This is a genomic window from Microbacterium marmarense (assembly GCF_037204165.1).
Lineage (GTDB): Bacteria > Actinomycetota > Actinomycetes > Actinomycetales > Microbacteriaceae > Microbacterium > Microbacterium marmarense.
The window spans coordinates 52,468-71,958 of record NZ_JBBDGL010000004.1; the positions used below are offsets into that span (position 1 = coordinate 52,468).

General features: G+C 62.8%; 18 protein-coding genes. 7 read left to right on the forward strand and 11 right to left on the reverse strand.

All coding sequences use genetic code 11. The annotated features are described in order from the left end of the window. Positions 1 to 46: 46 nt before the first annotated feature. Complete coding sequence (locus WDU96_RS11905; protein WP_337338742.1) at positions 47 to 526, forward strand: GNAT family N-acetyltransferase; 480 nt, start codon at positions 47 to 49, stop codon at positions 524 to 526. Here the strand turns inward: WDU96_RS11905 and WDU96_RS11910 are convergent. From WDU96_RS11910 to WDU96_RS11920, 3 genes are all read right to left on the reverse strand, one after another. After that, on the reverse strand, positions 523 to 1,125 hold the full coding sequence (locus WDU96_RS11910; protein ID WP_337338743.1) for a histidine phosphatase family protein: 603 nt from the start codon (positions 1,123 to 1,125) through the stop codon (positions 523 to 525). The genes WDU96_RS11905 and WDU96_RS11910 overlap by 4 nt on opposite strands. A gap of 85 nt (positions 1,126 to 1,210) precedes the next feature. Continuing rightward, positions 1,211 to 2,251, reverse strand: a complete 1,041-nt coding sequence (locus WDU96_RS11915) for an aldo/keto reductase (RefSeq protein ID WP_337338744.1) — start codon at positions 2,249 to 2,251, stop codon at positions 1,211 to 1,213. Positions 2,252 to 2,516: 265 nt separating this feature from the next. Further along, positions 2,517 to 4,808 carry a polyribonucleotide nucleotidyltransferase gene (locus tag WDU96_RS11920; protein WP_337338745.1) on the reverse strand — a complete coding sequence of 764 codons (2,292 nt, stop codon included), beginning with the start codon at positions 4,806 to 4,808 and terminating at the stop codon, positions 2,517 to 2,519. A 303-nt stretch (positions 4,809 to 5,111) separates the two neighbouring features. Here WDU96_RS11920 and WDU96_RS11925 point away from each other — a divergent pair, with 303 nt between their 5' ends. Beyond that, a complete protein-coding gene (locus WDU96_RS11925; RefSeq protein WP_337338746.1) occupies positions 5,112 to 5,294 on the forward strand; it encodes a DUF5302 domain-containing protein in 183 nt (60 codons plus the stop codon). A gap of 25 nt (positions 5,295 to 5,319) precedes the next feature. Continuing rightward, positions 5,320 to 5,967: a hypothetical protein gene (locus WDU96_RS11930; RefSeq protein ID WP_337338747.1), complete on the forward strand. Its 648-nt coding sequence runs from the start codon at positions 5,320 to 5,322 to the stop codon at positions 5,965 to 5,967. A gap of 7 nt (positions 5,968 to 5,974) precedes the next feature. Here the strand turns inward: WDU96_RS11930 and WDU96_RS11935 are convergent, their stop codons facing one another. The 4 genes from WDU96_RS11935 to WDU96_RS11950 form a co-directional block, all read right to left on the reverse strand. Next, complete coding sequence (locus tag WDU96_RS11935; protein ID WP_337338748.1) at positions 5,975 to 7,942, reverse strand: glycosyltransferase; 1,968 nt, start codon at positions 7,940 to 7,942, stop codon at positions 5,975 to 5,977. 155 nt (positions 7,943 to 8,097) lie between these two features. Next, on the reverse strand, positions 8,098 to 8,742 hold the full coding sequence (locus tag WDU96_RS11940) for a CE1759 family FMN reductase (RefSeq protein ID WP_337338749.1): 645 nt from the start codon (positions 8,740 to 8,742) through the stop codon (positions 8,098 to 8,100). Continuing rightward, positions 8,739 to 9,827 (reverse strand): LLM class flavin-dependent oxidoreductase, encoded by a 1,089-nt coding sequence (locus WDU96_RS11945; RefSeq protein WP_396668880.1) that lies wholly within the window; start codon positions 9,825 to 9,827, stop codon positions 8,739 to 8,741. The genes WDU96_RS11940 and WDU96_RS11945 overlap by 4 nt, the downstream gene beginning before the upstream one ends. Before the next feature lie 77 nt (positions 9,828 to 9,904). Beyond that, positions 9,905 to 11,056 carry a N(5)-(carboxyethyl)ornithine synthase gene (locus WDU96_RS11950; protein WP_337338751.1) on the reverse strand — a complete coding sequence of 384 codons (1,152 nt, stop codon included), beginning with the start codon at positions 11,054 to 11,056 and terminating at the stop codon, positions 9,905 to 9,907. Positions 11,057 to 11,167: 111 nt separating this feature from the next. On the opposite strand from WDU96_RS11950, the gene WDU96_RS11955 reads away from it, so the two are divergent. Both WDU96_RS11955 and WDU96_RS11960 read left to right on the forward strand, forming a co-directional pair. After that, complete coding sequence (locus WDU96_RS11955) at positions 11,168 to 12,352, forward strand: acyltransferase family protein (protein ID WP_420063958.1); 1,185 nt, start codon at positions 11,168 to 11,170, stop codon at positions 12,350 to 12,352. Beyond that, the gene (locus tag WDU96_RS11960) at positions 12,349 to 14,472 is read left to right on the forward strand and encodes a RecQ family ATP-dependent DNA helicase (RefSeq protein ID WP_337338752.1); all 2,124 of its coding nucleotides are present in this window, start codon (positions 12,349 to 12,351) and stop codon (positions 14,470 to 14,472) included. The genes WDU96_RS11955 and WDU96_RS11960 overlap by 4 nt, the downstream gene beginning before the upstream one ends. A 91-nt stretch (positions 14,473 to 14,563) precedes the next feature. Here the strand turns inward: WDU96_RS11960 and rpsO are convergent, their stop codons facing one another. Further along, positions 14,564 to 14,833 carry a 30S ribosomal protein S15 gene (gene rpsO / locus WDU96_RS11965; protein ID WP_337338753.1) on the reverse strand — a complete coding sequence of 90 codons (270 nt, stop codon included), beginning with the start codon at positions 14,831 to 14,833 and terminating at the stop codon, positions 14,564 to 14,566. Positions 14,834 to 15,040: 207 nt separating this feature from the next. On the opposite strand from rpsO, the gene WDU96_RS11970 reads away from it, so the two are divergent. Then, positions 15,041 to 16,039: a DMT family transporter gene (locus WDU96_RS11970; RefSeq protein WP_337338754.1), complete on the forward strand. Its 999-nt coding sequence runs from the start codon at positions 15,041 to 15,043 to the stop codon at positions 16,037 to 16,039. A 6-nt stretch (positions 16,040 to 16,045) separates the two neighbouring features. Here the strand turns inward: WDU96_RS11970 and WDU96_RS11975 are convergent, their stop codons facing one another. From WDU96_RS11975 to WDU96_RS11985, 3 genes are all read right to left on the reverse strand, one after another. After that, on the reverse strand, positions 16,046 to 16,606 hold the full coding sequence (locus tag WDU96_RS11975; protein ID WP_337338755.1) for a YceI family protein: 561 nt from the start codon (positions 16,604 to 16,606) through the stop codon (positions 16,046 to 16,048). Positions 16,607 to 16,757: 151 nt separating this feature from the next. Further along, entirely contained in the window at positions 16,758 to 17,126 is a 369-nt protein-coding gene (locus WDU96_RS11980; RefSeq protein WP_337338756.1) for an FKBP-type peptidyl-prolyl cis-trans isomerase, read from the reverse strand. Positions 17,127 to 17,289: 163 nt separating this feature from the next. Next, positions 17,290 to 18,507, reverse strand: coding sequence for a PrsW family intramembrane metalloprotease (locus tag WDU96_RS11985; RefSeq protein WP_337338757.1), 1,218 nt, complete (start codon positions 18,505 to 18,507; stop codon positions 17,290 to 17,292). A gap of 65 nt (positions 18,508 to 18,572) precedes the next feature. Between WDU96_RS11985 and WDU96_RS11990 the strand changes: the two genes are divergently transcribed. Beyond that, complete coding sequence (locus WDU96_RS11990) at positions 18,573 to 19,439, forward strand: fumarylacetoacetate hydrolase family protein (protein ID WP_337338758.1); 867 nt, start codon at positions 18,573 to 18,575, stop codon at positions 19,437 to 19,439. Positions 19,440 to 19,491 lie beyond the last annotated feature (52 nt).

Consider the following 19,491-nt stretch of genomic DNA (forward strand, 5'->3'; position numbering starts at 1 on the left):
TAGGTGCGCCGCCGGACGAGCATCCCCGGTGCAATATCGTGGAGGCGTGGTGACGATTCAAGAATCTGCGGTCGACGCGCCGGAAGCGCTTTCACTGCTGGAGGAGTACTTCCGCTCGCGCGAACTGGGCTTCGCAAACCAGAACGTCGTGTACTCGATCGCGTTCCCGGCGGTCGATGCATTCACCGCACCCGCGGGGGTCTTCGTAATCGCGCGTGACGAGAGCGGCAGGGCCGTGGGGTGCGGGGGCATTCGCCGCGTTCCCAGCGGGCAGAACGGCACTCGCTACGAGCTGAAGCACCTCTATCTGCGTCCCGAGACGCGCGGCCGCGGGTGGGGTCGAAACCTGCTGAGCGCTCTAGAGAGCCACGCACAAGCCCTCGGCGCCAGTGAGCTGGTGCTCGATACCCATCACTCGCTGACCGCAGCGGGCGCGCTCTATGCCAGTGCTGGCTATATGCTCACCGACCCATACAACGACAATCCCAACGCAACGCGTTGGTACGTCAAGTCGCTCGTCGGCTAGAACGGGTAGGTATCGGGCAGCCCTGTCTCAAGCTCCTTCGGCAGGTGCGCCAGATCATTGTGTGAGAGCAGCGTCCAGGGCCGACCCTGTTTTTGGGCGATGACGCTCAACCCGCAGTGAGCTTGGTTGAGCGTCATCCAGCGCCAATCTGGAGCTTGCAACACCTCTCGCACAAACCACGAGATGACGAAGTTGTGGGTGATCAGCAGATCATGCACCTCACCGTTCTTGCGGATCAGAAATTCACTCACGGCATCGGCCATCTGGGCACGTCCCGCGTCGACTTCTGCTTCGGTGATCGAACCGAAGAACGGCTCGAAGGCCGGCGGGGTGTCGTCAGTCATACCCGTGGGCACGCAGTCGAACAGCAGCGCCGATGGTTCGGGATTCAACGACGGCATGCGCTCTGCCACCGCGCGAGCCGTCTCGCTTGCACGCTCAAGCGGTGAATGCCACATGCGGTCGAATGGAATGCCCGACAGACGATCGGCAACAGCCTCGGCCTGCCTGCGACCACGTGCCGACAGCGGGCCATCCGAGAGGCCGTACTCCGCGTCTTGGTGCTCGCCGTGCCGCACGAGGTAGATATAGTGCGTCACGCAACTCACTCCGTTGTTGAGGGGATCGGGTGCCCGATTCGAGCACCATTCCACCCTACGTCACGCCACGGACGCGACCGTCCTGTCAGTCTGCGGCGCGGGCGATATCGGCGAGATGGGCGCGGCTCAGAGGCACGCCGACCCCCTGAACCAGCTCTTCGATGTGCCCCGACGCGAATGCGTTGATGATCGGTGCGGTAACCAGTTTCTGAGCGAGCAGCCAGGCGACGGCGATGGCCGCGTCTGGCACACCGAGCTCGGCACCAACAGCGTCCAGCGCGCGCAGGGTGCGACTGCCCCGACGATTTAAGTTGGCGGCAAGTTGCGCGCTTCGCACCGAAAGGCTTCCCGCGCGACGAGTGCGCGCGCGGCCAGCAAGAAAACCGTGCTCAAGCGCGTGAGACGGTGTTACGGCCATGTTCTGAGCGCCGGCGACAAGACGTAGGTCGGGATCGAACTCGTGGCGGCGCAAGACATTGAACGGCACGTCGAGCACCTTCAGCCGCGGAAAACCTGCCGAAGATAGGATCCTCGCTTCCACCAGCTGCTCTGCGGTGTAGCCCACAGCCCCGATGCTCTTCACCTTTCCGCTTTCAACCAGCCACTCGGTGGTGGCAAGAGTGTCTTCAAGCGGGGTTTTCGAATCGGCAACGGCATCGAGATAGAGAACGTCGATCACGTCGGTGTTCAAGCGTGTGAGGGATGCTTCGACGGCACGAACCAGGTTCACCGACCCGAGACCAGGGTTGTCGGCGTGACCGCCCACCCTCACGCCCAGCACCATCTCGTCGCGTAGTCCCCGCGCGCTCAACCACTGGCCGATGATGTGCTCGCTACGGCCGCTGGAGTAGCTGTCGGCGGTGTGCAGCGCATTGCCACCTCGCTCGACAAACGCGTCGAGGATCTCGTGGCTTGACTCAAGGTCGACGTTCCACCCGAATTCAGCTCCGCCCAGAATCAGCGGGAAGATCTCTTCGCCTGTCTCACCGAACGGCACGCGAAGTGCGCTGCCCAGCGGCGCCCCCTGAACAGGGATGGGGGCTGAGGGATGCTCGGCGGCGTTGCTCGCCGGCGAAGGGTGTGCTCCCGCTGACGAGAGCGTCGAACCTACGCTAAAAAAAGCCATGCCCTACCCCCTCACGATGGCCCTGGAAGAGGCTTCGTGACTGACACACACCCCCCGGTGCGATACTTCGAGGCTAGGGCCTAGTGCCGGTTTGCTCGGATGAAACGGCGAGATAGCTATAAACATTCGATAACGCTTTTAGGCAGACCAGTGGCCAAATACAAATGTGTCCCCCAAACGGAGGACACATTGAACGCCTTCTGCAAACGGCAGATGCCCGCCTCCGAGTGGGGAGACGGGCATCTGCGTTCGACGCGAGAGAGGACTATCCCTCGGCAGGTGCCTCAGGACCCTCGCTGGCAGCAGCGCGGCCCTCCTGGTCTGCGGCCTCTTCGACAACCGGCTCCAGCGACAGCTTGCCGCGGTCGTCGATCTTCGTGATGCGCACGAGCAGCTTCTGGCCTACACCGAGCACGTCGTCGACGTTCTCAACACGCTTGCCACCGGCGAGCTTGCGGACTTCGCTGACGTGCAGCAGTCCGTCTTTTCCGGGAAGGAGCGAGATGAACGCACCGAACGTAGCGATCTTGACGACCGTTCCGAGGAACTGCTCGCCGACCTCGGGGTTGGTCGGGTTGGCGATCGCGTTGACCTGCGCGCGAGCAGCCTCAGCCGACGGGCCGTCGACAGCACCGATGTAGACAGTGCCGTCTTCTTCGATCGAGATCTGAGCGCCCGTCTCGTCCTGGATCGAGTTGATCGTCTTGCCCTTGGGCCCGATGAGCTCACCGATCTTGTCGACGGGGATCTGGACGCTGATGACGCGAGGCGCCGTGGGAGCCATCTCGTCAGGCGTGTCGATCGCGGCGTTGAGCACACCCAGGATCGTGAGGCGAGCCTCACGTGCCTGCTGGAGCGCCGCCGTGAGCACCGATGACGGAATGCCATCGAGCTTGGTGTCGAGCTGGATCGCGGTCACGAACTCACTCGTACCTGCGACCTTGAAGTCCATGTCACCCAGAGCGTCTTCGGCACCGAGAATGTCGGTCAGCGCGGCGTAGCGCGTCTGGCCGTCGACCTCGTCCGAGACCAGACCCATGGCGATACCGGCGACGGGTGCGCGCAGCGGCACACCAGCGTTCAGCAGCGACAGCGTCGAGGCGCAGACAGAACCCATCGACGTCGAACCGTTTGAACCGAGAGCCTCGGAAACCTGACGGATCGCGTAGGGGAACTCTTCGCGGCTCGGTAGAACCGGAACGAGGGCGCGCTCGGCAAGAAAGCCGTGCCCGATCTCGCGACGCTTCGGCGAACCCACTCGACCGGTCTCACCAGTCGAGTACGGCGGGAAGTTGTAGTGGTGCATGTAGCGCTTGCTCGTGATCGGCGACAGCGAGTCGATCTGCTGCTCCATCTTGAGCATGTTCAACGTGGTGACGCCCATGATCTGGGTCTCGCCGCGCTGGAAAATCGCCGAACCGTGAACGCGCGGGATGACCTGCACCTCCGCGTCGAGCGGGCGGATGTCAGCAAGACCACGACCATCCATACGGACGCCCTCGGCAAGAATGCGACCGCGAACGATCGTCTTCGTGACGGACTTGTAGGCAGCGCTGAACTCAGCCGCTGCAGAGGCAGGCAGTTCGCCGGACTCAACGGCGGCGGCAACCTCAGCCTTGACAGCATCCTTGAGCTCGTCATCAGCGGACTGACGCTCCTGCTTGTCGGCGATCTGGTAGATCGGAACGAGCTTGTCGTAGGCGCGGCCCGCAACAAAGTCGTACGTCTGCTGCTGGTAGGGCGGGAAGACCGGGAAGTCCTTGATCTCCTTCGCTGCGGTGCTTGCGACAGCACTCTGGGCATCAACGAGCTGCTTGATGAAAGGCTTCGATGCTTCGAGACCTTCAGCGACAACCTGCTCATTGGGCTTGACGGCGCCGCCCTTGATGAGGTTCCACGAACCTTCAGTTGCTTCGGCTTCGACCATCATGATCGCGACATCTTCGTTACCGTCAGCGTCGGTCACGACGCGACCGGCGACAATGAGGTCGAAGACAGCTTCTTCAAGCTGGCCGACGGTGGGGAACGCGATCCACTGGTCAGCGGTCTCGCCCTGGCCGGGGATCAGCGCGAGGCGCACACCGGCGATGGGGCCCGAGAACGGCAGACCAGAGATCTGCGTCGACAACGACGCCGCGTTGATGGCTAGGGCGTCGTAGAATTCGCCGGGCGCGATCGAGAGCACGGTGACAACGATCTGCACTTCGTTGCGAAGGCCCGAAACGAACGACGGGCGCAGCGGCCGGTCGATGAGACGGCACACGAGAATCGCCTCGGTCGAGGGGCGACCTTCACGACGGAAGAACGAGCCGGGGATCTTGCCAGCTGCGTACGACCGCTCTTCGACGTCGACTGTCAACGGAAAGAAGTCAAAGCCTTCGCGCGGGTGCTTTCCTGCGCTGGTAGCCGAGAGGAGCATTGTCTCCTCGTCGAGGTAGGCAGCAACGGCGCCCTGCGCCTGCTGTGCCAAGCGTCCGGTTTCGAACCGGACTGTGCGAGTGCCGAAGCGGCCGTTGTCGAGAACAGCTTCAGCAGCGGTGATTTCAGGACCTTCCAAGAGGTCTCTCCTTCTTTGTTTTGACTCGCGCGCCCGTATGGCGCGCGAGTGCATGCGAAGGAGCAGGAACAGGCAGATATGGGCGTGCGAATCTTCTGCGTACCGCCTGCGCTGGCCACCAGTAGAAGAGCACCATCAGTCGATGGGAGTCCACCACAGGGGACCAGCTTTCTGCCAGCCTGCTCCGGGAGCTCATATTGAATTGAGCGGATGCCACACGGGCAACCTTCCTAAGGGTATCAGCGAGGGGCGATTTGACCCCTATCCTGGGCGCGATCCGGCCAGCCGCCGTATGGTTGGTCTATGAGTACCGAGGATCAGCCGGCAGGCGCGGCGTCAGATGAGATGAAGCGCAAGTTCAAAGCGGCGCTGGACAAGAAGAACTCGCATCAGCGCGAGGGCGAGTCACACCTCGATGGAGACTCAGCCGTGCACGGCACTCACGGCGCGGTGACCAAGCGCGAGTTCCGCCGCAAAAGCGGCTAATGCGATTGACACCGTGACGCTTCCCGTGGATTCAGAGACAAACGGCGCCGCCACCGCAGTCAGACGTCTACGTCGCGAGGCGTGGGGGTTTGCGGTGGGTTCGGCACTGTTCTTCGTCGGTGCGCTCCCGTTCTACGCTGACGCCGTCGGCATCGTTGCGACGAACGTCACGTTCGTGGTCGGGTCGGTGTTCTTCACACTCGCCGGCTTCATTCAACTGAGCCTGAGTGGCCGCCATGTGCCGCACGCGAAAATGAACCGAGCTGATCGCGCCGACTGGTTCGGTGCCGCCGTGCAGTTCGTCGGGACGCTGCTGTTCAACCTCTCAACGATTCTCGCCCTACTTGCGTCTATTCGCGAGCCCGATGCGGTGGGCGTCGGGTGGCGTCCAGACGCGTGGGGTTCGTTGGCCTTCCTCATCGCCAGTGGCTTTGCGCTGATCGCGACTCAGCGACGAGGACAGCTCTGGGACACGGACGCGCGAACGTGGCACGGAACGTGGCTCAATGCGCTCGGGGCGGTTGCCTTCGGCGTTTCAGCAGTGGGCGCGTATGTGCTGCCCTCGAGCGGCGATCTGCTCAGCGCGTTCTGGGCCACCGTCGGCACCGCAATCGGCGCGGTCTGCTTCTTTCTCGCCGCCATCCTGTCGCGCCGAGCAATCCCGCTCAAGTGAGAGGGATCTAGCTCACCGGCGCATTCGAACGCTCGTCGTCGCGTCCACCGACGAGCGTCCAGGAATCGTGCTTTGCCGACAGCCCGTCGCCCGCGGTTCTTCCGAGCACTCGGCGCCACATCCACGGCAACACGTCGCGAACGAACCAGGTGCCGTGTGTCGGCTGTTCACGGTCTTCGTGCAGCGCGGCGTCGAGGCCTCCGAGCGCTTCGGCATCGGGCACGCCGAGTGCCTCCGCAGCGCGATAGGCCAAGAATCGGTGACCGCTCGAGCGCAAGTGCACTCGGTCCTCGGCCCAGTGGGTCACATCGCCAATTGCTGGCGATGACTCCAGATCCAGCAGGATCGCCCCCGTGTCGGCAGCGATGCGGCGCAGCTCAGATGCGTAGATCGCGAAGCGCCGGGCAAACGGCTTCGCGGTGAGACGCCGCGGGAGAAACGGAGTCACCAGGAGCACATCGATCCCCTCGTCTCGCAGCACTCGTACAACCTGTTCGAGTTCGCGAGCCAGCACGCAGGGATCCGCACGGTGACTGACCAGGTCGTTGCCCCCCATCAGGATGGACACGAGGTCTGGCCGCAACCGCAGCGCCTGCGGCAGCTGCGAACCGGCAAGGTCGCGCACCCTGCGACTGCGTACGGCCAGGTTGGCGTAGTGCAACGAAGGCGCATCGGCACGCCTGAAGGCCAACAATTGCGCGAGTCGGTCTGCCCAGCCGCGGTGGCTGCCATCCTCAACTCGTGAGGTATCGCACAGCCCCTCGGTAAGCGAGTCCCCTAGGGCCACGTATCGTGACCATCGCGGCGCAAGACCGACGACGGGGATCGTCGGGCGCGTCGCTGCACGGGCGAGCAATGCATCGTCAAGAGGCCGCAGCGCCCGCGCCTCTTCGTAGTGCTCAACCAACTGCGCGCACACAGCACTCCAGGTGCGCTCTTGAACCGATTCGTGAGCAGCTCGGGCGAAAGCCCGACGCTTGCTCTCATCGCCGACGAGATCAGACACTCGCGCTCGCAGTTCGTCAAGATCACCCGGACGGTAGAGCCATCCGTCAACGCTCGATCGCACCAGGTCTGCAGGCCCTCCGACGCCGGGAGCCACGACAGGCACACCACTGGCGAGCGCTTCCTGAATCGTCTGGCCGAAGGTTTCGCTCTCGCCGGTGTGGACGAAGACGTCAAAGCTCGCTATCGCTTCACCCAAGTCGGCACCCGAGAGGTGCCCGGTGAATACCGCTTGCGGAAGCATCCGCTGCAGCGTGGCGCGCGAAGGGCCATCGCCTACGACGACGAGCTGAATACCTTCAAGGTCGGTGAGCACACGCAGATCTTCCACTTGCTTCTCGGGGGCCAAACGCCCCACGTAGCCAACCACTGTGCGCTCCCCCGCCACGCGAGAGCGCCATTGCTCGCTGCGCCGCGAAGGCGAGAAGCGTTCGATGTCGACGCCACGACCCCACCGCCGCAGGCGGTCCACGCCCAGTTGCTCGAGTTGCCGTTGCGAGGCCGATGACGGTGCGAGCGTGAGCGTGGCGCGGCGGTGCAGTCGAGCGACGTGACCGCTGACGAGAGCAGTCGCCTTCGGCAACCCGTACTTTTGCGCGTACGCGACGATGTCGGTCTGATAGACAGCCACCGTGGGAATCTTGAGCGCATCGGCTGCGGCCACGCCTTGCCAGCCAAGAACGAACGGCGACGCCAGGTGCACAACATCAGGGTTGAACGCCCGCAGGATGCTCGTCAACCGTGCAGCGCGAGCGAAAACCACCCGCACCTCTGGGTAGCTCGGCAGCGGCACTGATCGCAACAGCTCCGTCTGCGCGCCATGCAGATCAGCATCCACCTCCCCTGATCGCGGCGCGATCACGAGCGTTTCGTGGCCACCTGCGGCAAGGTGGCGAAGCACCTGCAACACAGACCCGGTGACGCCATTCATGTGCGGCAGGAACGATTCGGCGAGCAGTGCGACTCTCACGTCTCCAGGGTGAGGCCATGTTGGCGTGCATGTGCTTCAAACCGGCCATCGCGCACGAGTGTTCATACAGTCCTTGCCCGCACGTCACCGGGAGTGCGACTGAACGCCATCCGTTCGCACTGCGTTCACCTGATTGGGCTCGACTGAACCCGAAGCTACTCGCCGGCCGAGCCGCCGAGCAGCTGACCAAACGACTGCCCGCCACCCAAGTAGGCCGACGGATCGAAAGGGTCGGCGTTCGGCGTGGATTCGTGGCGGAGGATAGCCCCGGCAAGCTCCCGCGCTCCGCGCTGAATCCGTTCGCTCAACGGGGCGACCTGATCGCCGCTGGTGCCCCAATCGCTCGACGCCGCGAACACCCCCGTCGACACCGGCTCGGCGTGCAAGTAGGTGAACAGCGGCCGAATTGCGTAGTCGATAGCCAGTGAATGCCGAGCTGTACCGGCGTTGGCTCCGAGCAGCACGGGCTTGGTCGCCAGTGCATTCGGTTCAAGCACGTCGATGAACGACTTGAAGAGTCCGGAATAGCTGGTTGAGAAGATGGGCGTCACCGCGATCACGGCATCTGCTGATACCACGGTGTTGATCATCGAATCGAGCGAGGCGGGAGCGAACCCGGTCAGCAGGTTGTTCGTGATGTCGTGCGCGAAGTCGCGCAGTTCGAACACATCAGTGGTGGCAGCTACGTTCTGCTCCCCCAGCGCCGCGATGGTCGCGGCCGCCAAGCGATCGGCGAGCATGCGAGTGGAGGACGGGCTGGACAAGCCGGCAGACACTACCGCGATACGGCGAGCGCTCATCGAGCCACCTCGACGTTCGCCGTCGCAACGCGCTGCGCATGTGTCGGCGCATCTGGCACATCGGCGGGTCGATTCTTGGCGAACTCTTTGCGCAGCGCAGGCACAACCTCGCCGCCGAGAATATCGAGTTGCTCAAGCACCGTCTTGAGCGGAAGGCCCGCGTGATCCATCAGGAACAGTTGCCGCTGGTAGTCGCCGTAGTACTCGCGCATCGAGGCGTAGCGATCAATGACCTGCTGGGGCGAGCCGACCGTGAGCGGTGTCATCTCGCTGAAGTCTTCGAGTGAGGGACCATGTCCGTACACCGGTGCGTTGTCGAAGTACGGACGGAACTGGGTCACGGCGTCTTGCGACTTCGCCGCCATGAACGCCTGGCCGCCGAGGCCCACGATCGCCTGTTCAGGCGTACCGTGCCCGTAGTGGGCGTAGCGCTGACGGTACAGTGCGATCAGGCGCTGGTAGTGCTCCTTTGGCCAGAAGATGTTGTTGGCGAAGAATCCGTCACCGTAATAGGCCGCCTGCTCGGCAATCTCAGGGGTGCGAATGGAACCGTGCCATACGAACGGTGCAACGCCGTCCAAGGGTCTGGGCGTTGATGTGAAACCCTGCAGTGGCGTGCGAAATTTGCCTTCCCAATCCACCACCTCTTCGCGCCATAGCCGGTGCAGCAGGTTGTAGTTCTCGATCGCCAGCGGCAATCCCTGCCGAATGTCTTTGCCAAACCACGGATAGACGGGCCCGGTGTTGCCGCGCCCGAGCATGAGATCGACTCGTCCGTCAGACAGGTGCTGCAACATGGCGAAGTCTTCGGCGATCTTGACAGGATCGTTGGTCGTGATCAGTGTCGTGGCCGTAGAGAGCACGAGGTTCTGAGTGTGCGCCGCAATATAGGCGAGTGTTGTGGTGGGCGATGAGGACCAGAACGGCGGATTGTGGTGTTCGCCGAGTGCAAACACATCGAGTCCGACATCTTCAGCGTGTTTAGCGAGCGTGACGGTGTCACGAATCTTGTCACGCTCGGTCGGCGTTGCACCGGTCGTTGGATCTTCGGTGATATCGCTGACAGTGAAGATGCCGAACTGCATCTGGGATGTGACGTCGCTCATGATCGCTCCTCGCATTTTCTATGCATTTGAATGTATCTCATGCAACGCGGCTTGCGTCAGGATATTCCTCGTGCGTGTGGATGCTTCGCTGCGCGACCCTGGAACTCGAGAATTGCGGGGTTGATGATCACCCCATCTTGAATCTCAATCGCCCTTCTGATCGTCTCACTTTGACTCCAGGCTTGCGGGCCGTTCATGACGGTCGGGACGAAGCGCAGCAACGCCTCGCTGATCTCCCAGCTGGCCGAGTTCCATAGGTGTGACGGGCTGTGGTCTACTCCGTAGTAGTTCACGCGGCCGTGCACGGTGAACATCGGGTCAGCGAAACTTGTGGGTCTCGCCCATTCGAATCCCATGCCCTCGTCGCACGACACATCGACGATCAAGCTTCCCGTCCGGAACGCGTCGAGGTCGCGCTCTCGCAGGTACAGCAGTGGCTGGTTCGGATCTTGCAACGTGCAGTTGACGACGATGTCGCTCTCGGCAAGGAACGGCGCCAGTGGCAGCCGACCTTCGTCAGTGATGACCTCGCTCAGATATGGCCCGTCATCGTGATCGAATTGGATCATCTGCGCGGAATGGATGGGCGAGGCGACAGATGCGGTGCGACGGTTGGTCAGCACACGCACGTCGTGAACGCCGTGGGCGCGCAACGCGGTTACCGCCCCTCGCGCTGTGGCGCCAAAGCCGATGACTACCGCGGTGAGCCTTCGTCCGTAGTCACCTGTGGACCCACACAGCTCGAGCGCGTGCAGTACCGAGCAGTAGCCCGCGAGCTCGTTGTTCATGTGGAAGACGTGGAGCCCGAAGGCGCCATCTGCACCCCAGTGCTGCATGGCTTCGAACGCGATGAGCGTCAACCGTTTGTCGATAGCGAGCTGCGTCATGGCTTCGTCTTGAACAAGGTGAGGCCACCCCCAGAGTGTCTGACCGTCGCGGAGCTCGCGAAGGTCTTGCAGCTGGGGCTTGGGCAACAGGATCGTGTCAGAACTCGCGATGATCTCGCTTCGCGGCAGTATGGCTCCGACAAAGGGCCGTAGGGCTTCGTCGCCGATGCCAAAGCGCTCCGCGTAACCTTGCTCCAGCAAGACTCGAGGCCGCAGCTCGACGGGGATTCTCTCAAGGTGACCCGGATGAATGGGAACCCGTCGCTCGTCGGGCTTGCGGGAGGCGCCAATAACGCCGAGGACTGGACTTGCAGCGGACACTATGTCCCTCGTTCCGTGGACCGGGCAGAAGCCAGCCCCGGGAGCCTTGACGCTACACCTCCATTTCAGCACCTGCGCACACTCGTGTGGCGGGATATGGTGGCCTCGGCTATGACTGAATCCGCGCACTCCCCCTCTCCGACCGGCCCGGTGGCAACCACCCCGCCTCACACGGGCGCCACCGCCATGTCGACGAGGCGCCGGATGCCCTTCTGGGATAACGCCCGGTTCGCCTGCATCGTGCTGGTGGTTCTAGGGCACGCCGTTCAGCGGTTGACCTATGACTCCGATATAGCGCTCGGACTGTACCTGCTCGTCTACGCATTCCATATGCCCGCTTTCGCGATCATCGCCGGCTACTTCTCAAAGTCAGCCGCACCTACCAAGAGACAGATGGCGCGTGTCATCACTGACATTTTGGTGCCCTACGTCATTTTCGAGTTCTTGTGGACGGTCACCAAATGGTTCGTCGAGGGCCGCGCTGACCCCAACATCACCAAGCCGTCATGGACGCTCTGGTTCTTGCTCGCCTTGGGTATCTTCCGTCTCGTGCTGCCATATCTCGCACTGCTTCGCTGGCCGTTGCTGTGGACCATCGCGATCTCGGTCGGCGCCGGCTACCTGACCAACCTCGGTGACACGTTCTCACTCGCCCGCACTCTGGGGCTGCTGCCGTTCTTCACCTTGGGATGGTGGTTGAGCGAGCACCAGATCGTTGATCGACTCCGCCTGCTCGAACGCCGCCCATGGTGGACGTACGTCACGGCGATCGGCGTTTTCGCCATCGCCGGGTGGGCAGCGTGGAATTTCGTGGAGCTCTGGAACGCGGTGAATCTTCGGCATTGGCTCTTCTACGACGACTCGTACGCTGACATGGGCGGCACGCAGTGGTGGGCGGGCGGTGTGCGCCTGGCGCTCATGGGCATTGCATTGGTGTTGTCGTTGGCATTCTTTGTTCTCGTTCCGCTGCGCAGCACCTGGTGGACTCACTTCGGCCAGTACACGATGTACGTCTATCTGCTGCACTCGTTCGTGCTCTATCCGCTGCGAGAGTCAGGAGTGCTCAGAAACCTGGAGCCGACCTGGATCTGGCTGCCGCTTGTGATCGTGGCATCGGTGCTCACCGCGCTGGGCCTCGCTACCAAGCCCGTTCGAAGAGTCTTTCGCCCACTCGTCGAGCCCCGACCTACATGGCTGTTCTCCGATTCGTCGCTCGCCGCTCGAGAAGGTCGACGCGCTGACCCCACTGGCTCACGACGCCCGCGGGAGTCGCCATCGCATCGAGAGCAATCGTGAGCGGCGAGCCGACCGGCGATGTTCGTGACGAAGCGCTCGATGTTCTTCGCACCCTCGTAGGGCACGCCGATGCTCGCTTTCACGAGGGCCAGTTCGAGGCAATCAATGCGCTCGTTCGTGACCATTCGCGAGCGCTCGTCGTGCAGCGCACCGGCTGGGGCAAGTCGGCCGTCTACTTCATTTCGACGCTGCTGCTGCGTCGCCGCGGAGCAGGCCCGACCATTCTCATTTCACCCCTGCTGGCACTCATGCGAGATCAAGTAGCTGCTGCGGCGCGCGCGGGCGTTCGAGCGGTCAGCATCAATTCTGGCAATGCACACGAGTGGGGCGAGGTTCTCACGCGTCTGGACAACGACGAAGTCGACGTGCTGCTGGTGAGCCCAGAGCGATTGAACAACCCGCGCTTTCGAGACGAGCAGCTTCCTGCCCTCATCGCCCGCGTCGGGCTGCTCGTCGTCGACGAGGCGCACTGCATCTCAGACTGGGGACACGACTTTCGACCCGACTACCGTCGACTACGCGACCTGATCGCGCAGATGCCGGCTGGCGTTCCGGTTCTGGCCACGACCGCGACTGCGAACGAGCGTGTAGTGCACGACGTCGAAGAACAACTCGGCTCGCTGACGAGCGGCGTGATCACCATTCGTGGGCCGCTCGCGCGCACATCCCTCAGGCTTGGCGTGTTGCGCTTGCCTGACGCGGCGAGCCGGCTGGCATGGCTGCTCAGCAACCTCGATTCACTCCCCGGCAGCGGCATCATCTATACCCTGACCGTAGCTGCAGCCGCAGACACCGCCAGGCTTCTTCGCGAAGCGGGCTATTCGGTACTCGCTTACACGGGGCAAACCGACCCCACCGAACGCGAAGCTGCGGAACAACAGCTCAAAGCCAACGAGGTGAAAGCCCTGGTCGCGACGAGTGCGCTGGGGATGGGCTTTGATAAACCTGATCTGGGGTTCGTGGTGCATCTCGGTGCACCGTCATCACCGGTGGCCTACTACCAGCAGGTCGGGCGCGCCGGACGTGCGACTCAGAACGCCGATGTGCTGCTGTTGCCCGGGCCCGAAGACGAGGCCATCTGGCAGTACTTTGCTTCTTCGTCGATGCCTGACGAGGCCAAAGCCGCCGCGGTGATCGATGAGTTGCAGCATGACGGTGGCACTGTCTCGACAATCGCCTTGGAGTCTCGGGTCGACCTGCGTCGCAGTCGGCTCGAACTGCTGCTGAAGGTGCTGGATGTGGATGGCGCAGTCGAGCGCGTGCAGTCCGGTTGGCGAGCCACTGGCACACCCTGGCACTACGACGCGGAGCGCTACGCCCGCATCGGCGCCGCCCGCAGCAGCGAGCAGCAGGCGATGAAAGACTACGAGACCACGAGCGCCTGCCGGATGGAGTTTCTGCAGCGCTCGCTCGACGATCCCGCAGCCCGGCCCTGCGGCCGATGCGATAACTGCACGGCGCCGTGGTACCCGACTCAGATCGCCACATCGGCCACCACCAGCGCCGACGAGGCTTTGAACCGGGTCGGGGTTCTTATCGAACCGCGGGCACAGTGGCCAAGCGGCATGTCTGCGCTGGGGGTCGACCTGCGCGGAAAGATCGCCGTCGGCGAGCGACTTGCCGCGGGACGAGCGCTCGCGAGACTCACCGATCTTGGTTGGGGCGGTCCGCTGCGCGAGCTGTTGCAGCCGAGCACGCCTGACAGCGATATCGCGCCAGCACTGACCCAGGCAATTGTTCGAGTGCTCGCCGAGTGGGATTGGGGGCCGCGACCTATCGCTGTCGCGTCGATGCCGTCACGCTCGCGCCCACGACTCGTTGCGTCGCTGGCTCGAGAGATTTCGCACATCGGCAGACTTCCCTGGCTTGGTGCTCTAGAACTCACCGGAGACGGCCCGAAAAACAGCAATGGCAATAGCGCCTACCGTCTTGCCGGCGTCGCCAGCAGCTTCAGGGTCAGCAACGAACTCGTCGAGCGCCTTCACACCCTCGAACCCGGGCCCGTGTTGCTGGTCGACGATTTCGTCGACAGCCGCTGGTCGCTGACGGTCGCCGGCCGCTTGCTTCGTGCCGCAGGCGCCGAGAGCGTGTTGCCCTTCGCCCTTGCCGTTCGCGCGTAGCGGCGGGCTGCCGGCGATCATCACGCAAAAAAAGAAGTCGCCCCACACCGTGGGACGACTTCTTGAAAAAGGCGATTGAACGCTGGTGCGACTAGCGGCGCAGTCCTAGACGCTCGATCAACGACCGGTAACGGCTGATGTCGACGTCTTGGAGGTAGCCGAGCAAACGACGGCGCTGACCGACCATAAGGAACAAACCACGACGCGAGTGGTGGTCGTGCTTGTGCTCCTTGAGGTGTTCGGTGAGGTCCTTGATGCGCTGCGTCAGCATCGCGACCTGCACCTCGGGGGATCCGGTGTCACCGGGGTGCGTCGCGTACTCTTCGATGATCGCCTTCTTAGCGTCTGCTTCCAGTGCCATAGGTGATCCCCTCTCTGTTCGTTGCGCGGCGCCCATCGCCTGATGCGTGAGCTCTCTTATCCGCGGCCGATCAAACGGCAACCTCAAGAGTCTACCAGCCCGAGAGTTGATCCCCGAACACGCGGCGAACAGTCATACCTCAGCGGATTTCGGTCGTTGCACTGCGGCACGCGCCAGCACGCACTCACGCACGACTAGAGTCTGCACGTGCCCACCCCCAGCGTCTCCCGCCCTACGCCCCTGCCTGATGCCCCGTCACGACTCCAGGTCTCGGTGGCGGTGCAGTTCGTGCTCGCGGGGCTGGTGTGGGGGTCGAGCTTCCTCTTTATGAAGGTCGCCCTCGACGGGCTCTCACCCGCACAGGTGGTGTGGTCAAGACTCGTGCTGGGCGCACTCGCACTGGGATTGTTCGTTCTCATCCGCCGCGAGCCGCTTCCGCGCGTTCTGCGGATCTGGGGCCACATGTTTGTGCTCGCGATCACGTTCTGCGTGGTGCCGTTCTTGCTGTTCTCGTGGGCGCAGCAGCATGTCACATCAGGGTTGGCGAGCATTTACAACGCAACCACGCCGATCATGACGGCCGTCATGGCCGGGCTCGTGCTTCGCGTGGAGAAGCTCAAGCCCGCGCAAGTTGCTGGCATCGCGCTCGGGATCACTGGGGTAGTGGTGATCATCGCACCTTGGCAAGGCCTCGATCTGTCGCAGAGCATCGTGGCTCAGTTTGCCGCGCTAGGCGCGACCGCGTCTTACGGATTCAGCCTCGCCTACATGCGCCGCTTCGTTGCGAACACCGGCATGAGCGCGGTGATGTTCTCATTTCTCAACATCGGCATCGCGGCAGCGATCATGCTCGCGCTCTCTCCGGTGCTGATTCTCACGCCAGTGCAGCTGACCCCGTGGATCATCGTCTGCGTGCTGTTGTTGGGGGTATTGGGAACCGGCGTGGTGTACGTGTGGAACCAGAACACCGTGCGCGCCTGGGGTCCCACACGCGCATCCACCGTCACATACATCACACCGCTTGTCGGGGTGCTGCTGGGCGTGCTCATTCTTGGCGAACACTTCACCTGGAACGAGCCGGCCGGCGCAGTGATCGTGTTCGTCGGCATTCTGCTCGCACAGAATCGCCTGCGACTTGGCAGCTCTCGATCGATGCCGTCCGACACGAAGAAAGCGGGTGCCGAGCGCCCGACACCCGCTTCCTAACCGCGATCAGGACTGCTCGAGCGATCCCTGCAAGTCAAGCGTGATGGTGATGTCTTTGCCTACGAGCACTCCGCCGGTCTCGAGCGCCGCGTTCCAGGTGAGGCCGAAGTCTTCGCGGTTGACCACGGTCGTGGCAGTGGCGCCTGCTTTGTAGTTTCCCCACGGGTCAACACCGAAGCCTCCCAGCTCTAGCTCAAAGCTGACGGGCTTGGTGACGCCGTGCATGGTGAGATCGCCATCAACGAAAAGGTCGCCAGCTTCGACCCGAGTAGCGGTCGAACGGAACTCAATCGTGGGGTAGGTCTCAACGTCGAAGAAGTCAGCCGAGCGCAGGTGTGTGTCGCGACCCTCGTCGTTCGTGTCGATCGACGACGCATCAACAGTCGCCTCGACCCGGGCTTCGAGCGGGTTCTCGGGCGCGACGATCGTCGCGCTCTTTACTCCGAAGCTGCCGCGCACCTTCGAGATCATCATGTGACGAACGCTGAAGGTCACCTCGCTGTGAGAGGGGTCCAACACCCAGGTGCCAGCTTTGTACCCGGGAACGTCGATCATTGTTTCTGCCATGGTGGTAATCCTTCACAGTTTTGGGGTGTGGCGCACTTGCGCTCCCTTGCCCCAACAAGACGCCAAGACATCTATTCCCATGAATGAAAAAACTTGAAAAGAGAAGGGTGGATGCCGCAGCATCCACCCTTCTCTTTGAAACGTGTTGGGCTCAGCCGACCGAGATCAGATCAATGATGAAGACGAGAGTCTTGCCACCCAAGAAGTGCCCACCTGCGGGACCGTAGGCGAGGTGGGGAGGAATGACGAGTTCACGGCGTCCGCCAGCCTTCATTCCTGGGATACCGTCCTGCCAGCCCTGGATCAGGCCGCGAAGCGGAAACTGGATTGTCTCGCCGCGGTTCCAGGACGAATCGAATTCTTCTCCGGATTCGTACTCGACTCCTGCGTAGTGCACGGTGACAGTGTCGCCGGGCTTTGCTTCAGCGCCGTCGCCGACGATGATGTCGCGAACAACGAGTTCTGTGGGGGCAGGGCCCTCGGGTGCGTCGAATTCGGGCTTGGTGCGGTCGTCAGTCATGTGTCTATCCAAGCACGCGATCACCGGTTTGCGTAGTCGCTGACATCAACGAACAGCCCCGAACAAGACTCAACGCTCGGGGCCGCGGCATAGCCGGCGTGTCGCCCGAGCGTTGAGTTGATCTGTTTCCAGGATGCCCAGCCTGTGCGCCCGTGTCAAGACCTCACAGCGCAAACAATGCCGCACGCGACGCGGCAGTGCTCGCCAGCAGCGCGCGTTCGTCTTGATCAGCGTGCGGATCGCGTCCAGAGAGGGCACGCTGGCGGGCAGCTGCAAGCGCCGTAGCATCCCGGATGAACCTCTCCATCAACGCGGTGCGATCGCCTCTCAGCGTCTTCGCCCATTCAAGACCTGCCTTGCGCCCCGGAGGCGTAGCGAGCATGTCGACCTCTTGCTCGGTGAACCACCCCGCCGCGGCGTATTCGCCAAGGCGGCGCCGTGTGAGACGTGTCTCTTCTTTGCGCAGGGCGATGATTCCCAGAATGAACATGACGAACAACGGCACCTGCAGGGTGAGATAAAGGCCATAGAAATCGCCGAACATGGCGGAACCGTTCCACAGCGCGTGCAGCGCGGTGGCACCCATCATTCCGATCACCCAGGCTCCGGCCGCCGGCCCGAGCGCGGCGCCTCGCCTCGCGGCAAGACCAAGGGCGAAGCCGGTAATGCTCGTGAACATGACGTGAGCAAACGGCGAGAGAATGCCGCGAATGAAGAACGTAGCCGAAGTATCGACCACACCACCTTCAATGAAGCTGATCGCAAAGTACTGAATGTTCTCGGTGAAGGCGAAGCCGGCGCCAACGAGCGCTCCGTAGACAATGCCGTCGACGGGTCCATCGAACGCTCGGCGAGCCGTGAGGAAGATCAAGAACACCCCGAGCCCTTTGGCAAACTCTTCCACCACAGGCGCCTGGATGACCGTCGAGAAGGCCTCGCGAAGTGCAGAACCGTCGTATCCGATCAGCAAGGTGATCACGAAGTCGGCTGCCAGCGCCATGCCCACGGCCGCGATCGCACCCCACGCGACGGCCAGGATCAACAGCCCTAACGGTTCAGGCTCCCATTTGTCGATGATCCGCACAGCAAAGAGCACAACCACCAGCGGGATCAGCGCAAGCACCATGCCGATGATCGATGAGACCGCGCCGAGGTTGGTCAGAAAGTAGCCAACGAGCGCGACAGAAATCAGCACCAGCACACCGATGATCCACAGCGGAGCGGTGCGGCCTGCACGCGGGGCAACCGGCACTTCGAGCGGCGCGTGTTCTGGGCGCGGGATGTGGGCGGGGTGGCCAGGACCCGGGCCAGCCAGCGCAGAAGGATAATCGGGCGGTGTCAAAGACGGGCGCGAACGTTCGCCACCCAGATCACTCGTCATAGCCTTCAGCCTATGCGCGTGACACATGCAACCTCGCTGGCTTCGCCCCCGGGTAGATTTGAATCATGCGCTTCGCCCACGTCGTCCCCACACCCGCGGCGGCCCCCCAGCTCGTTCTGGTGCTTGGGAGCGAAGGCATCTTCGTGCACGAGCTCTTCGACGGGGCACCACGTGTGCTCGAAGAGCTGATCGCTGGTGGCGATGAGTTGCTCGAGCGCGTGGGAAGTGCTGCGTCATCCCATTCCGATCGCTTCAGCCTGGACGGCGTCGAGTTCGCCTCGGCCGTCCTTACTCCCCCGGTCATTCTGGCTATCGGATTGAACTACGCCGCACACTCGAGCGAGCTTGGCCTCAAAACCGATGCGACGCCGACGGTTTTCGTACTCTGGCCCAATTCGCTGGCCGGCCACGACGCAACCACGACCTGGCCACGCTCACTCAGCGAGGCGGTGGACTACGAAGCCGAACTCGGGGTCATCATCGGGCGCCCCGCGAAGAACGTCTCAGCTCAAGAAGCGCTATCGCACGTGTGGGGTTACACGGTGGTCAACGACATCACCGCGCGCAACATCCAGTACTCCGAAGCTCAGTGGTCTCGGTGCAAGTCATTCGACGGGTTCACGCCGACAGGGCCCTTTGTCGTCACAGCCGATGAAGTTCCCGACCCGCAAGATCTGCACATCTGGACGGTTCTGGATGGCAAGACGATGCAAGACGGATCAACCGCGCAGATGGTTCGCTCGGTCGCGACCCTCGTCTCAAGCCTGTCAGAATCGGCGACGTTGCTTCCAGGCACTTTGATCTCGACGGGAAGTCCGGGTGGCGCAGGCTACTCGCGCGATCCGCAAGTCTTCATCCGCGACCGTTCTACGGTGACGGTCGGTGTCGACGGCATCGGGTCGCTGACCACACACTGTCGGGTCACGGATTAACCGCACAACGGCTGCCCGCGCAGTGCGGGCAGCCGTTGTCACGAGTGATCGG